Below are 12,810 nucleotides of genomic sequence, written 5' to 3' on the forward strand. Positions count from 1 at the left end.
CGCCGACGCGTCACGGGGTCGCTCAGACCCGCTCGATGATGGTGGCCGTCGAGAGGGCTCCGCCGCAGCACATCGTGACGAGCGCGGTGGCGCCGTCGCGGCGTTCCAGCTCGTGCAGCGCGGTGGTGATGAGCCGCGCGCCAGTCGCGCCGACCGGGTGGCCGAGGGCGATCGCGCCGCCGTTGACGTTGACCTTGTCCATGTCGGGCTTGTGCACCGAGGCCCACGACAGCACGACGGCGGCGAACGCCTCATTGATCTCGACGATGTCGATGTCGTCGAGGGACATGCCGGCGGTCTCCAGCACCTTCGCGGTCGACTGGACCGGCCCGTCGAGGTGGTAGTACGGCTCGGCGCCGACGAGCGCCTGCGCGCGGATCACCGCGCGGGGGGTGAGGCCGAGCGCCCGTGCCTTCTCCTCGGACATGACGAGCACGGCCGCGGCCCCGTCGGAGATCTGCGAGCTGCTGCCCGCGGTGTGCCGGTTGAGGACGGGCCGCAGCTTCGCCAGGCCCTCGAGGGTCGTCTCACGCAGGCCCTGGTCGCGGCTGACGGTGATGCGCTCGCCGGTCTCGTTGCCCTCTTTGTCCACCTGCGGGATGTCGTGCAGCGGCGCGATCTCGCGCTCGAACCTGCCGTCGGCCCACGCCTTGGCGGCCAGCTGCTGTGAGCGCAGGCCGAACGCGTCGAGGTCCTCGCGGGTGAGGCCGCGCCGGTCGGCGATCCGCTCGGCCGCCTCGAACTGGTTCGGCAGGTCGACGTCCCAGTCCGGCGGGCGCGGGTTGGCGGGCAGCACGTTGGAGCCCAGCGGGGCGCGGCTCATCACCTCGACGCCGCAGCCGATCGCGACGTCGACTATGCCCGCCTCGACCAGCGCGGCGGCGAGGTGGACGCCCTGCTGGGCGCTGCCGCACTGGGCGTCGACCGTGGTGACGCCGGTCTGCCAGGGCAGTCCCGCGTACAGCCACGCCTGGCGGCCGACGTGTCCGCCCTGCTCGCCCGCCTGGGTGACGCAGCCCGCGAACACCTGGCCGACCTCGGCGGGGTCGATCCCGGCCCGCTCGACCAGGGCCTTGAGGGTGCGGCCCAGCACCTCCTGCGCCTTGACGCCAGCGAGCCAGCCGCCCCGCTTGCCCTGCGCGGTGCGGACCGCCTCGACGATGACAGCTCGTCCCATGCCAGGCTCCTCCCGAATAAGGTTCGGGGCTAACTGTAACGTGTTCTAGTTTGGTGCGTCGAGACTCACCTTCAGCGAGTGGTAGGTCGGCACGAGCACACCGCGCGCGGCGCGCCGCGACACGACGCGGTAGGGGCGGCCGGTCTCGGTGAGCGCCTGGAGCATCCGCGTCACCTGGGTCCGCGCGACCGCCGCACCGAGGCACAGGTGCCGCCCGGCCCCGAACCACAGCTGCCGCGTCTCGGCGACGTACTCGCGCGTGACGTCGAAGGCCCCCGCCCCGTTGTTGGCCCGGTGGGTGAGCACGATGACGCGCTCACCGGCCCTGATCAGCCTGCCCTCGACCGTCACGTCCTTGGCCACGTGCCTGCCGATCACCGGCGCGGGCGTGGCCACCCGCAGGCCCTCGCGCACCGCGTTGGGCATGAGGTCGGGCCTGGCGAGCAGCGTGCCGAGCTGTCCGGTGTCGTGCAGCAGCGCCACGGTCCGCGACGTGCCCGACGCGCCGGTCTCGGTCCCCGCGACGGCGAGCAGCGTCGCCAGGCCGCGCGTCAGCTCAAGGCTGAACCCCAGCTCACGGCAGCGCCCGAGGATGGTGTCCTGTCCCGCCGACGCGTACGCCTCGGGGACGGCACGCGTCAGCTCCGCCGCTATCTCGGCGGCCTTGCGCACCTTGTCTTCCGGCAGTTCCGTCGATGACGTGGTGCCGAGCGCGAGCGCCGCCAGCTGCTCGCCGAGTGAGAACAGGTTCTCGTAGGGTGCGTCCTCCTTGCCGAGCCGCAGGCCGAGCAGGTCGGCGACGAGCCGTCCGGCCAGCACGCGGGTCGCCACGGCGACGTCAACCGTCTCGCCCTCGCGCAGCCGTTCGGCAAGCCGTCTGTAGTGCTCGCCTTGCGCGCGCTCCACGAGTTCGGCCGCCGCCTGTTCGGTGAACAGATCCCTTGCGGCGGTCCTTACGCGGGTGTGCTCGACGCCGTCGAAGAGCCCGGCCATCTCCGCGCCGAACAGCTGGCTCCACATGTGCCCGACGCCGCCCTCGCCCGCCATCGTGAAGCCGCCGTGGTCGTTGAGCACCCTGCGGGCGACGACCGGGTCGGTCACCAGCCAGCCGAGCCTCGGCACCCGGGTGAGCCGCCCGGCCAGCCTTGAGCCCCTCAGCAGGGCGTACAGCCAGGGATTCCCCTGGCGGAGGAGGCGAGCCTCATACCGGTCCATTTGGTTCTCCGTCCTTGTTCCCGTGCGATGATGCCGCGAACAAAGCAGGGCAAAGTAGGTACTAACCCCCAAATGCATTGAGTACGACGACGCCTGGGCGACCACGGCGCGAGGGGACAGGCTGGTCGGCATGAGAGCACGGATCGCGGGCGTCTCGGCGTATCTGCCCGAGCACACGGTGACCAGCGCGGAGGTCGAGGCGCGGATCGGCCCCTACCGGCCGCACCCGACCATCGTGGAGCGGATGACCGGCATCCGTGCCAGGCACGTCATGCGCCCTGACCAGCAGGCGTCGGACCTGGCCGTGGAGGCCGCCGCCAAGCTGCTCGCCGACACCGGCGAGGCCCCCGACCTGCTGCTGTTCGGCTCGGCGTCGCAGGACCTCGTCGAGCCCGCGACCGCGCACATCGTCGCCGCCAAGCTCGGCCTCACCTGCCCGGTGTTCGACGTCAAGAACGCCTGCAACAGCTTCCTCAACGCCATGCAGGTCGCCGACGCGCTCATCCGCACGGGACAGCACCGCAAGGTGCTCGTGTGCAGCGGCGAGGCCCCCTCGCGCGCGGTCCGCTGGGACGTGCGCGACCGCGCCCAGTTCGTCGACTCCTTCGCGGGCTACACGCTGTCCGACGGCGGCGCGGCGATGCTGCTGGAGGCCGCGCCGACCGGCCTGTTCGGCTTCGAGTTCGCGGCGGTTTCGGCCAAGTGGAAGGTCGGCACACTCCCGGCCGGAGGGTCGATGCATCCGCGCGACCCCGACTACACCTACTTCTCCGGCGACGGACGCAGGCTCAAGGACGCGTTCCTCGGCCAGGGCCCGGGGCTCTGGCTCGACGCGCTCGCCAAGAACGACCTGACCTGGGACGACTTCAAGGTCGTCCTCGTCCACCAGGTCACCCTTCCCTACCTGGAGACCCTGCGGACGATCCTCGGCATCCCCGCCGACAGGCTCGTCGTCACCCTCGCCGACCACGGCAACGTCGCGTCCGCGACCATGCCGCTGCAGCTGGCCGGGGCCGTCGCCGAGGGGCGGCTGTCGCCCGGCGACAAGATCGCGTTCGTGGGCCTCGCCGGGGGCGTCAGCCTCGGGGTCGCCTTCGCCGAGTGGTCGTGAGGAGGCCCCGTGAACCTCTGGGTGGTCATCCCGGCCTACAACGAGGAGAAGTCGATCGGCGCGACGCTCACCAGGCTCGCGCAGCAGACCGACCTCGACTTCACCACGCTCGTGGTGGACAACGGCAGCACTGACGGAACCGCGGAGGTCGTCCGGGGCTTCCCCGGCGTGCGGCTGCTGGCCGAACCGGACAAGGGCACGGGCTCGGCCGCCGACACCGGATTCCGGCACGCCATCTTCGGCGGCGCGACGCACATCGCCCGCACTGACGCCGACTGCCTGCCCGACGACGCCTGGATCGCGGCGGTGCGGGCGGCGTTCGGCGCTGGCCTGGAGATGGTCAGCGGCCCGCTGCGGCCGCGCACCGACGAGTTCAGGCTCAGGTTCTGGGAACGCCGCCTGCTGCCCGCCGTGGTGTCCGTGGCCGCCACGTTCGGGCGGTTCAGGCCCGGCAACCGTGACCCCGAATACCTCGGCCCGTACGTGATGATGCCGGGCTGCAACCTCGCCATCACCGCCGAGCTGTACGAGAAGGCCGGGGGCTTCCCGCGCACCAGGATCGAGGACGTCCACGAGGACCGCGCCCTGGTCAACCGGGTCAGGAAGATCACCCGCGCGTACGGGCTGCGCAAGGACATGACCGTCTACGGCTCGGTGAGACGGCTGCGCGCCTACGGCCTTACAGGGACGCTCGCCTGGTACGCCGACCATCGCTACACGCCCACTGTCGTGGACATCAGGTGAGGTCGGAGATGGGCGGAACACGGAAGGGAGGGGACTGGGAGAGACGGCTCTACATGAGCGCGCATCCCTTCGCCTACCCACTGCTGCGCGCCTTGGCCCGCTTCGGCGATGTCGTACGCGTGCCGGGCCTCGGCGTCGTCGTCAATGACGCGTCCGCCGCGCGCGACGTTCTGCTGGACGGTGAGACGTTCCGCAAGGACGGGCCCGGCTCGCCCGGCGACCTGTGGACGCCGATCCTGGGCCCGTCGGTGCTGCTCAACATGGAGGGCGACGCCCACCGGGCGCTGCGCCGCAAGCTCGCCGACCTGTTCACGCCGTCGTCCACCGCCGAGATCTGCGCGCGCGTGCTCGCCGAGCCCTTGCGCGACCTGTCAGCGCGGTTGGACAAGGGCGAAGAGATCGACCTCGTTGACGTCATGCGCGTCATGGCCGGGGGCGTCATCTGCGAGGTGATCGGACTTCCCGACATCGACGAGCACGCCTGCCGTGAGATGTTCGAGGCGGGCGAGCGGATCGTCTCCATGGTCGGCCTGCGCACCCGCACGCTGTCGCCCGCCCAGGTCGCGGTGGCCCGCGAGGTGCTCGACCCGATCGGCGAGGTCGCCGCCCGCTCCTTCCACGCGGGCGACGAGACGACCGTCATGGGCCGGATGCGCGCGCTGGGCCTGTCGGAGGGCGAGGCGCGCGGCGCGGCCGGGGCGTTCTTCCTGACCGGCACCGAGACCGTCGCGACGCTCGTGCCGCGCCTCGTCGCGCTGCTGCACGACCACGGCGAGCTGGCCCGCGTCGCGGCCGACCCGGCGCTGCTCGACCCGGCGATAGACGAGGCGATGCGGGTCACCACGCCGACCCCGGTGATGCTGCGCAGCGTCCACGCCGAAGCCGACATCCGCGGCGTACACGTGCGTCCCGGCGACCGCGTCCTCATCGCCACCCACACCTGCTGCCGCTCCCTCGGCCCGTTCGCGCTCGACAGCGACCCGGCCAAGACCGCGCTGCGCAGGCTCTGGTTCGGGGCCGGGCCGCACTTCTGTCTCGGGTATCCGCTCGCGCACGCCGAGATCAGGGCGGTCATGTGGACGCTGCTCGACCACGCGCCCCTGGAGATCGTGTCCCGGCGTGCCGCGCGCGGCGTGCTCATCCCGACCTACGCGTCGCTGAAGGTGCGCCGCGCCACCAGTGAGGGGCAAGTGTGAGTCTCGTCAGGCAGGTGCTCGAGCGCGCGCACGAGCACCCCTCCCGAACCGCCCTGATAGCCGGTGACGGGACCGCGCTCACCTACGGGGAGCTGCGCAGCCGCGTCCTTGCCGTCCGCGACGGGTTCGTCAGGGAAGGGCTGCAAGAGGGCGACGGCGTCCTGTTCTCGGTGCGGCCGTCCCCGCAGGCGCTGGTCCTCGCGCTCGGGGTCGTCGCGGCGGGCGGCGTCGTCGTCTTCGCCGACCCGGGCGCGGGCCCCGAGATGTTCGAGGCGCGGCTGCGGCTCGCCGCGCCGCGCTGGTCGGCGGCAGAGTCGCTGCTGTACGCGGCGAGCCGGATAGCCCCCGTACGGGCCTACGCGCGCCGCAGGGGCCTGCTGCTGCCCCGGCTGGCAGGGCTGCCGCTCAAGCACGTCTACAGCGGCAGACGGCTTCCTGGCGTGCCGCGCGGCGCGCGCTCGCTCGACGCCTGGGCCGCCGCGACCCCCTCGGGCGCGCCGGTCCGCGAGCCACGCCCCGGCGACCCGGCCGTCGTGATCTTCACCTCGGGGACGACCTCGGCCCCGCGCGCGGTCGTCCACACCGAGGAATCCCTCGCCGCAGGGCTCGACCTGTTCCGCGCGCGGGTGCCGCTCGCGCCCGGCGACGTCGTGCACACCGACCAGCTCATGCTCGGCCTGCCGACGCTGGTCGCGGGCGCGTGCTGGTCGATGCCGCCGCTCGGCTGCCCGCCCGCGCGCTTCCGCGACCAGCTCGCCGAGCGCCGCGCCACGCACACCTTCTGCGTCCCGGTCCACCTCGCCGAGATCCTCGACGCGGCCCCCGGCCCGCTCCCGGACACGCTGCGGCACGTGCTGCTCGGCGCGGCCCCCGCGCCCGCCGGCATCCTGCGCCGGGCGACGGCCGCGGCCCCGAGCGCGGAAATCCTGTCGGTCTACGCGATGACGGAGATAGTCCCGGTGGCGATCGCGTCGGCCGCCGAGAAGGTCGCGCACGCCGAGTCCGCCGAGGGCGGAGACCTTCTGGGGGAGCTGCTTCCGGGGGTGAAGGCGCGGGTCGCGTCCGACGGCGAACTGCTGCTTTCCGGCCCGAACCTGTGCAAGGGCTACCTCGGGCAGGACGACCACACCGAACTCAGAACGGGGGATATGGCCAGGTTGGAGGGGGAAAGGCTAATTCTGTTGGGAAGGAAGAAAGACATGGTGATTCGGGGAAAGTTCAATATCTATCCGGGACTTTACGAGCCCGCGGTGATGGCCATAGACGGCGTTCGAGAGGCGGCCTTCGTGGGCGTCGCCGACGCCGAGACCGGTGACGAGGAGGTCGTCCTGGTCGTCGCGGGGGAAGTGGAGCCGGACGAGCTCGCCGCGCGTCTGAAGGGCGTTCTGGACGCGGGGGCGTGGCCCGACCGGATCGTCAGGGTTGAGGAGTTGCCCTACGGGGGCCGTGGCCGCAAACTCGACCGGAATGTTCTGAGAGGAATGGTTTCGCCAGGGGAGAGTTGATGAGGGTAGCTGTGACCGGAGCATCCGGGTTCGTAGGCGGCGCGGTGTGCCGCGCGCTCGTCGCCCGAGGGGTACGGGTCAACGCCTACGGCCGCCGGGCGGCGGTGCGCCCCGAGCACATCGGCGGCGCGCGCTACCGGTCCTGGGACCTCGCGAGGGGGCCGCTGCAGACGGCCCCCGCCGTCGACGCCGTCGTGCACTGCGCGGGCAGCGTCACCGACTGGGGGCCGGTCAAGGAGTTCTTCTCGGTCAACTACGACGGGACCAAGCACGCGCTCGCCAGCTTCCCCGGCGCGCGGTTCGTGCACGTCAGCACCGCGAGCGTCTACGACCCCTACGAGCCGACCGTCATGGCCCGTGAGGACCGCGCGCCCGTCGCGCGTTACGCCAACGCCTACGGTGCGTCCAAGGCGGCCGCAGAAAGGGCGGTGCTGAAGTCCGGCGCGGAGAGCGTCATCCTGCGCCCGCACGCGGTGTACGGGCCGGGGGACACCACGCTGCTGCCGCGCGTGGAGGGCTCGGTGCGCGGCCCGTGGCTGCTCGCGGTCGGCACCGGACGGCAGCGGATCAGCCTGACCGGCGTCGGCAACCTCGTCCAGGCATGTGTGCTGGCCTGCGAGGCGGGGGTGACCGGCGTCTTCAACGTGACCGACGCCGAACCCGTCGTCCTCGACGACGCGCTCGCCCTGATCCTCGCCGAGCGCGGCGTCGAGGCGGAACGGATCTACCTGCCGGCCGGTCCCGCGCTCGCGCTCGCCACGGTGGTCGAGGGCGTCGCCCTGCTCGCCGGAGCGCGGCGGCCGCCAAGGCTCACCAGGTACGCGGTCGGGCACCTCGCCGTCGAGCGCACCCTCGACATCACCGCCGCGCGCGCCAAGCTCGGCTACCGGCCGGAGCCCACGTCGTTCGCGGGGGCCTACTCCTGGTAAGGAGTCAGGCGCGGTAGGGGGTCAAGCGGGGGTCTCGCCCTGGCCCTCGGCCGCCTCGTCCTCGGGGTCCTCGAGGAGGTCGTCGAACTCGCCGTCCTTGACGCCGAGGACGAACGCCTCCCACTCGCTCTCGGTGAAATACAGGCGGGGGCCCTCGGGCTCGGCGGCGTTGCTCATCACGATGGCCTGCGTGCCGGGCAGGAACACCTTGTTGTCCTTGCGGATCTCGTCCGGAACCTCCTCGGACGGGATGAATTCGATGATGACGCCGTCTTCTTCGTCGCCGTACAGCTCGGTCCGGTGCTCGGTCATGCCCACAGCGTAGTGGCGTCGGGCGGTGCCGGGTCGGCCGAATGCCGCAAAACGCGAGGGCCCGGGCCGCCTCAGAAGTCCGCGAGGAGCCGTTCGGCGGCGACCTCGAGCCGTCCGTGGGTCTCCTCGGCGCTCGAGTGGCCGCGCAGGATCTCGATCATCTCCATCACCCAGACGCTGTTCAGCGCGCCGACCAGGGTGCGCTGCTCGTCGGTGGCGTCGCCGTCGGACGCGACCCGCAGCAGCATCGAGGTCATCCGCGACCCGAAGTTGGTCTTGACGTCCGACAGCAGCAGCGAGCGGATGAGGGCGTCGGCGAGCTCGGGTTCGCGCATGAGGCCGCGGGTGGCGCGCATCAGCAGCTCCACCGCGCGCGACGCGGGCGTCGACGACCCCGGCGGGCGGCGTTCCATGCTGCCTTCGAGGAGGTCCATCTCCTCGCTGACGACCGCCACGACGAGGTCCATCTTGGACGGGAAGTAGCGGTACAGGGTGCCGAGCGCGACCCCCGCGCGCTCAGCGACCGTGCGCATCTGCATGGCCTCGACCCCGCCGCGCGAGGCGAGCGCCGCGGCCGCCTGCACGATGCGCCTGCGGCGCTGGTGCTGGCTGCGCGCCCTTGTGGGGGTCTGGGCCGGATCGGTAGTCACAGCCGTTCATTCTAGGCCCAGCAGCGAGAACCTGTTATCTCCCCACATGCCCGGCTGTGGCCCTCTCTACCTACGTTCCTTGCGGTGAATCATGCGCTATGGACAGAAACTAGAATCTGTTCTAGTTTCGTCGTGATCCGGTGGACGAAGGGGGTTCCTTGAGCACAGTCACCGCCTTGTTGGCCGCCCGGAGCGCCGACGACGCGCCCGGCCTCACGTTCGAGGGGCGCACCTGGACCTGGCGTGAGCTGGCCGGGGAGTGCGCGGCCCGCGCGCACTGGCTGCGCGGCCTCCGCCCGGCCGACCCGGCGCGGCGGCTGCACGTGGGCGCGCTGCTCGACAACGTTCCCGAGATGCTGTTCCTGTTGGGCGGCGCGGCGCTGTCGGGAACCGTGCTCGTGGCGCTCAACACCACGCGCACTCCCGACCTCCTCGGGGGCGACGCGCGCCGCGCGGACTGTGACCTGATTCTCACCGAGCCGCGCCATCTTGACGCCGCGCGCGCCGCCGCGAAGGACGCGGGGATCGAGGCGGTGGACTACGAGGACGCCTCCTACGCCGCCGCGCTCGCCCCCTACAAGGACGCGCCCGCGCCCGACGTCCCCGTGGACCCGGGCACGCTCCTCATGCTGATCTTCACCTCCGGCACGTCCGGCGATCCGAGGGCCGTGCGGATCACCCACCGCAAGGTCGTCGTGCCGGGGGAGAACCTCGCCGGACGCCTGGTGAACGCCGCCGACGTCGTCTACAGCCCGATGCCGCTGTTCCACAGCGGCGCGATCATGGCGGCCGTCGCACCCGCCCTCGCCGCAGGGGCGCACATCGTCCTACGGCGTCGGTTCTCCGCCTCGGGACTGCTGCCGGACCTGCGCGAGCACGGCGTCACCTACATGCACTACGTAGGCAAGGCCCTGTCTTACGCGCTCATGGCGACGCCGGAGAAGGTGGACAACCCTCTGCGCATCGCCTTCGGCAACGAAGCGGCCCCCGCAGAACAGGCCGCCTTCGCCGAACGGTACGGCTGCTTCGTCATCGACGCCTACGGCTCCACCGAGACCGCCATCACCTTCAGCCCCGACCCCTTCGGCCCGCCCGGCGCGCTCGGGAAGCTCGGCGAAGGGGTGGCCATCCTGGACCCCGAGACGGGCGAGCCGTGCCCGCCCGGCGTCTCCGGCGAACTCGTCGCGACGACGGACACGGGCCTGTTCGACGGCTACTACCGCGACGACGCCCCCGAGCGGACCCGTCAGGGCATGTTCTGGAGCGGCGACCACGCCTACGCCGACGAGAACGGCTACGTCTTCTTCGTCGGCAGGTCCCTGGACCGCCTCAGGGTCGACGGCGAGAACTTCGGCGCGGCCGAGGTGGAACGTGCCCTGGGCGGCGACCTGCCCTCGCCGTTCGCCGTCTACGGCGTCCCCGACACCGCGTCCGGCGACCAGGTGATGCTCGCCGTCACCGGCGGCTTCGACCCCGACGCGTTCGCCGAGCTCGCCGGACGGCTGAACCCCAAGTGGGTGCCCCGGTTCGTCCGGGTCTGCGGTGCGCTGCCGCTCACCGCGTCCAACAAGATCCTGAAGCGATCGCTCGCCGCCGAGGCGTGGCTGACCGCTGACCCGGTCTGGTACCGGCCCGGCCGCGGCCCCGCCTACCGGCCGCTCACCCCCGACGACGTGACGGCGCTGCGCGAGGAGTTCGCGCGGACCGGCCGCACCCATCTCCTGGAAGGGCGCTGATGAACTTCGACCTCGACGACGACCAGAAGGAACTGCGGTCACTCGCGACCGACCTGCTGGCAAAGGAGGCGACCCCGGAACGGCTCGAGGCATTCGAGCGCACCGGCGAGCCATATGACGCCGCGCTGTGGTCGGCTCTGGCGCAGACCGGCCTTGTGGGCGCGGTGCTGCCCGAGGCCGCGGGCGGCTCCGGCCTGGGCGCGGTGGAGTACACCGTGATCCTGCGCGAGATCGGCCGGGCCGTCGCGCCGGTGCCCGCGTACGCGGTGCTCACCGCGGGCGCGGTCGTCGCCGCGCACGGCGACGCCGCCCAGATCGCGGCGCTCGCGCCCGTCGGGGAGGGAAGTGAGCTCATCACCTTCGCGCCCCGGACGCTCGGCGACCCGCAGATCGACGGTGATCGGCTGTCGGGTATTGCGGTTTATGTGCCTTATGCCGCGCAGGCTGACCGGATTCTGATCGCGGTGGGGGATGAGGCGTACTTCGTCAAAGCCTCCGACGCCGTCATCACCGCGCAGCCCTCGGCGACGTCCGAGCCGCTCGCGCGGGTCCAGCTGAACCAGGCCCCGGCCGTCAAGGTCGGGTCGGGCGCGGGCCTTACGCTGCGGCGTTACGCCGCGCTCGGCGCGGTCGCCCTTGTCTCCGGTGTGGTCGACGGCGCACTGAAGCTGACTACCGAGTACGTCAAGACGCGTGAGCAGTTCGAACGCAAGCTCGCCGAGTTCCAGGCCGTCACCATGCAGGTCGGCGACGTCTACATCGCCAGGACCGCGCTCGACGTGACGGTGTGGGCGGCGGCGTGGCGGCTCGCGCACGGCAGGCCGGACACCGACGAGGTCCTCGCGATCGCGGCCTACAACGCGGCCGAGCCCGTCGCCCGCGCGCTGTACACCTGCCAGCACCTGCACGGCGGCATCGGCCTCGACGTCACCTACCCGCTGCACCGCTACTTCGCCGAGGGCAAGCACCGCGCGCACCTCCTGGGCGGCGCGGAGGCGGCCCTGGAGACGCTCGGTGAGCATCTGCGGACCCCGAGCGGCGAGCAGGGCCCGACGCCCGAGGGCGACGGCCTGCTGGTCGAGCTGACCGACGAGCAGCGCGCCCTGCGCGACGAACTGCGCGCCTACTTCACCACGTGCCTCACCGCCGAGGACCGCGCCCGCATCGCCGGCGACCCGTTCGGCGACGCCTACATCGAGCACTGCCGCAAGCTCGGCCGCGACGGGATGCTCGGCGTCGCGTTCCCCGTCGAGTACGGCGGCCGCGGCTACGGGCCGATGGAGCAGCAGATCTTCGCCAACGAGATCGCCCGCGCCGAGGTGCCCTACCCGATCATCACGCTGAACTCCGTCGCGCCGACGATCATCGAGTACGGCACCGACGAGCAGAAGGCGTTCTTCCTGCCGAAAATCCTCGCGGGCGAGTGCCACTTCGCCATCGGCTACTCCGAGCCCGGCGCGGGCACCGACCTCGCCTCGCTGCGCACGACCGCCGTCCTGGACGGCGACCACTTCGTCGTCAACGGCCAGAAGATCTTCACTTCGGGCGGCCACTACTCCGACTACATCTGGCTCGCCGCGCGCACGTCCACCGAGGCCAAGAAGCACAAGGGCATCACCATGCTCATCGTGGACTGCAAGGACCCCGGCTACTCCTGGACGCCCATCGTCACCATGGACGGCCGCCACCACACCAACGCCTCCTACTACCAGGACATCCACGTCCCGGTGAAGGACGTCATCGGCGAGGTGGACAAGGGCTGGAACCTCATCGTCAACCAGCTCAACCACGAGCGGGTCACCCTCGGCCCCGCCGGGAACATCGGCCACCACTTCGACAGGTTCGTGGAGTGGGCGCGCCGCACCGGCAAGATCGAGGAGCCCGGCGTCGCGCGCGCGGTCGCCCAGGTGTACGGGTTCCTGCGCGTCAACGAGTTCCTGAACTGGCAGGTCGCCGCGAACGCCGCGCTCGGCTGGCTCGGCGCGGCCGACGCCTCGGCCACCAAGATCTACGGCTCGGAGCGGATGCAGGACACCGGCCGGATCATCGGCGAGACCCTCGCCCGCTACGGCGACCCCGGCGACGAGGGCACCGCGCACTTCATGGACCTCGTCGACCACTCAGTCAAGGGCGCGCTCGTGCTCACCTTCGGCGGCGGCGTCAACGAGATCCAGCGCGAGCTGATCGCGATGCTCGGCCTCGGCCTGCCCCGCGCGCCCCGGTAGGAGGACCGAC

At 71.7% G+C, this 12,810-nt stretch carries 11 protein-coding genes and 1 pseudogene; 8 read left to right on the top strand and 4 right to left on the bottom strand.

Going from position 1 to position 12,810, the window contains the following annotated elements; translation table 11 throughout:
* Nucleotides 1-22: 22 nt before the first annotated feature.
* Both R9X44_RS04030 and R9X44_RS04035 read right to left on the bottom strand, forming a co-directional pair.
* Entirely contained in the window at nucleotides 23-1,177 is a 1,155-nt protein-coding gene (locus tag R9X44_RS04030; protein ID WP_319812568.1) for a steroid 3-ketoacyl-CoA thiolase, read from the bottom strand.
* 45 nt (nucleotides 1,178-1,222) lie between these two features.
* Nucleotides 1,223-2,392 (bottom strand): cytochrome P450, encoded by a 1,170-nt coding sequence (locus R9X44_RS04035; protein WP_319812569.1) that lies wholly within the window; start codon nucleotides 2,390-2,392, stop codon nucleotides 1,223-1,225.
* A 130-nt stretch (nucleotides 2,393-2,522) separates the two neighbouring features.
* Between R9X44_RS04035 and R9X44_RS04040 the strand changes: the two genes are divergently transcribed.
* The 5 genes from R9X44_RS04040 to R9X44_RS04060 are packed head-to-tail and all read left to right on the top strand — an operon-like array spanning nucleotide 2,523 to nucleotide 7,877.
* Entirely contained in the window at nucleotides 2,523-3,503 is a 981-nt protein-coding gene (locus R9X44_RS04040; protein ID WP_319812570.1) for a ketoacyl-ACP synthase III, read from the top strand.
* A 9-nt stretch (nucleotides 3,504-3,512) separates the two neighbouring features.
* A complete protein-coding gene (locus R9X44_RS04045; RefSeq protein ID WP_319812571.1) occupies nucleotides 3,513-4,247 on the top strand; it encodes a glycosyltransferase family 2 protein in 735 nt (244 codons plus the stop codon).
* Nucleotides 4,248-4,300: 53 nt separating this feature from the next.
* A complete protein-coding gene (locus R9X44_RS04050; RefSeq protein WP_319812572.1) occupies nucleotides 4,301-5,443 on the top strand; it encodes a cytochrome P450 in 1,143 nt (380 codons plus the stop codon).
* Nucleotides 5,440-6,948, top strand: a complete 1,509-nt coding sequence (locus R9X44_RS04055; protein WP_319812573.1) for a class I adenylate-forming enzyme family protein — start codon at nucleotides 5,440-5,442, stop codon at nucleotides 6,946-6,948. Before R9X44_RS04050 ends, R9X44_RS04055 begins: the two co-directional genes overlap by 4 nt.
* A gap of 11 nt (nucleotides 6,949-6,959) precedes the next feature.
* Nucleotides 6,960-7,877 (top strand): NAD(P)-dependent oxidoreductase, encoded by a 918-nt coding sequence (locus tag R9X44_RS04060; protein WP_319812574.1) that lies wholly within the window; start codon nucleotides 6,960-6,962, stop codon nucleotides 7,875-7,877.
* A gap of 21 nt (nucleotides 7,878-7,898) precedes the next feature.
* On the opposite strand, the gene R9X44_RS04065 is transcribed toward R9X44_RS04060, so the two are convergent.
* Nucleotides 7,899-8,189 (bottom strand): DUF397 domain-containing protein, encoded by a 291-nt coding sequence (locus R9X44_RS04065; protein ID WP_319812575.1) that lies wholly within the window; start codon nucleotides 8,187-8,189, stop codon nucleotides 7,899-7,901.
* A gap of 71 nt (nucleotides 8,190-8,260) precedes the next feature.
* Nucleotides 8,261-8,839: a TetR family transcriptional regulator gene (locus tag R9X44_RS04070; RefSeq protein ID WP_319812576.1), complete on the bottom strand. Its 579-nt coding sequence runs from the start codon at nucleotides 8,837-8,839 to the stop codon at nucleotides 8,261-8,263.
* A 158-nt stretch (nucleotides 8,840-8,997) separates the two neighbouring features.
* On the opposite strand from R9X44_RS04070, the gene R9X44_RS04075 reads away from it, so the two are divergent.
* From R9X44_RS04075 to R9X44_RS04085, 3 genes and pseudogenes are all read left to right on the top strand, one after another.
* Nucleotides 8,998-10,575, top strand: coding sequence for an AMP-binding protein (locus R9X44_RS04075; protein ID WP_319812577.1), 1,578 nt, complete (start codon nucleotides 8,998-9,000; stop codon nucleotides 10,573-10,575).
* A pseudogene (locus R9X44_RS04080) lies at nucleotides 10,575-11,585 on the top strand (acyl-CoA dehydrogenase family protein); the annotation flags it as partial. The gene R9X44_RS04075 and the pseudogene R9X44_RS04080, both read left to right, overlap by 1 nt.
* Nucleotides 11,586-11,645: 60 nt before the next feature.
* Complete coding sequence (locus R9X44_RS04085) at nucleotides 11,646-12,800, top strand: acyl-CoA dehydrogenase family protein (RefSeq protein WP_319812792.1); 1,155 nt, start codon at nucleotides 11,646-11,648, stop codon at nucleotides 12,798-12,800.
* Nucleotides 12,801-12,810 lie beyond the last annotated feature (10 nt).

This window comes from Actinocorallia sp. A-T 12471, assembly GCF_033875155.1.
Classification (GTDB): Bacteria; Actinomycetota; Actinomycetes; order Streptosporangiales; family Streptosporangiaceae; genus Actinocorallia.

Bases quoted from the DNA above. Each gene is read 5' to 3' on its own strand.
- R9X44_RS04035 (WP_319812569.1), bottom strand. From the start codon at position 2,392: ATGGACCGGTATGAGGCTCGCCTCCTCCGCCAGGGGAATCCCTGGCTG.
- R9X44_RS04050 (WP_319812572.1), top strand. From the start codon at position 4,301: ATGAGCGCGCATCCCTTCGCCTACCCACTGCTGCGCGCCTTGGCCCGC.
- R9X44_RS04040 (WP_319812570.1), top strand. From the start codon at position 2,523: ATGAGAGCACGGATCGCGGGCGTCTCGGCGTATCTGCCCGAGCACACG.
- R9X44_RS04030 (WP_319812568.1), bottom strand. From the start codon at position 1,177: ATGGGACGAGCTGTCATCGTCGAGGCGGTCCGCACCGCGCAGGGCAAG.
- R9X44_RS04065 (WP_319812575.1), bottom strand. From the start codon at position 8,189: ATGACCGAGCACCGGACCGAGCTGTACGGCGACGAAGAAGACGGCGTC.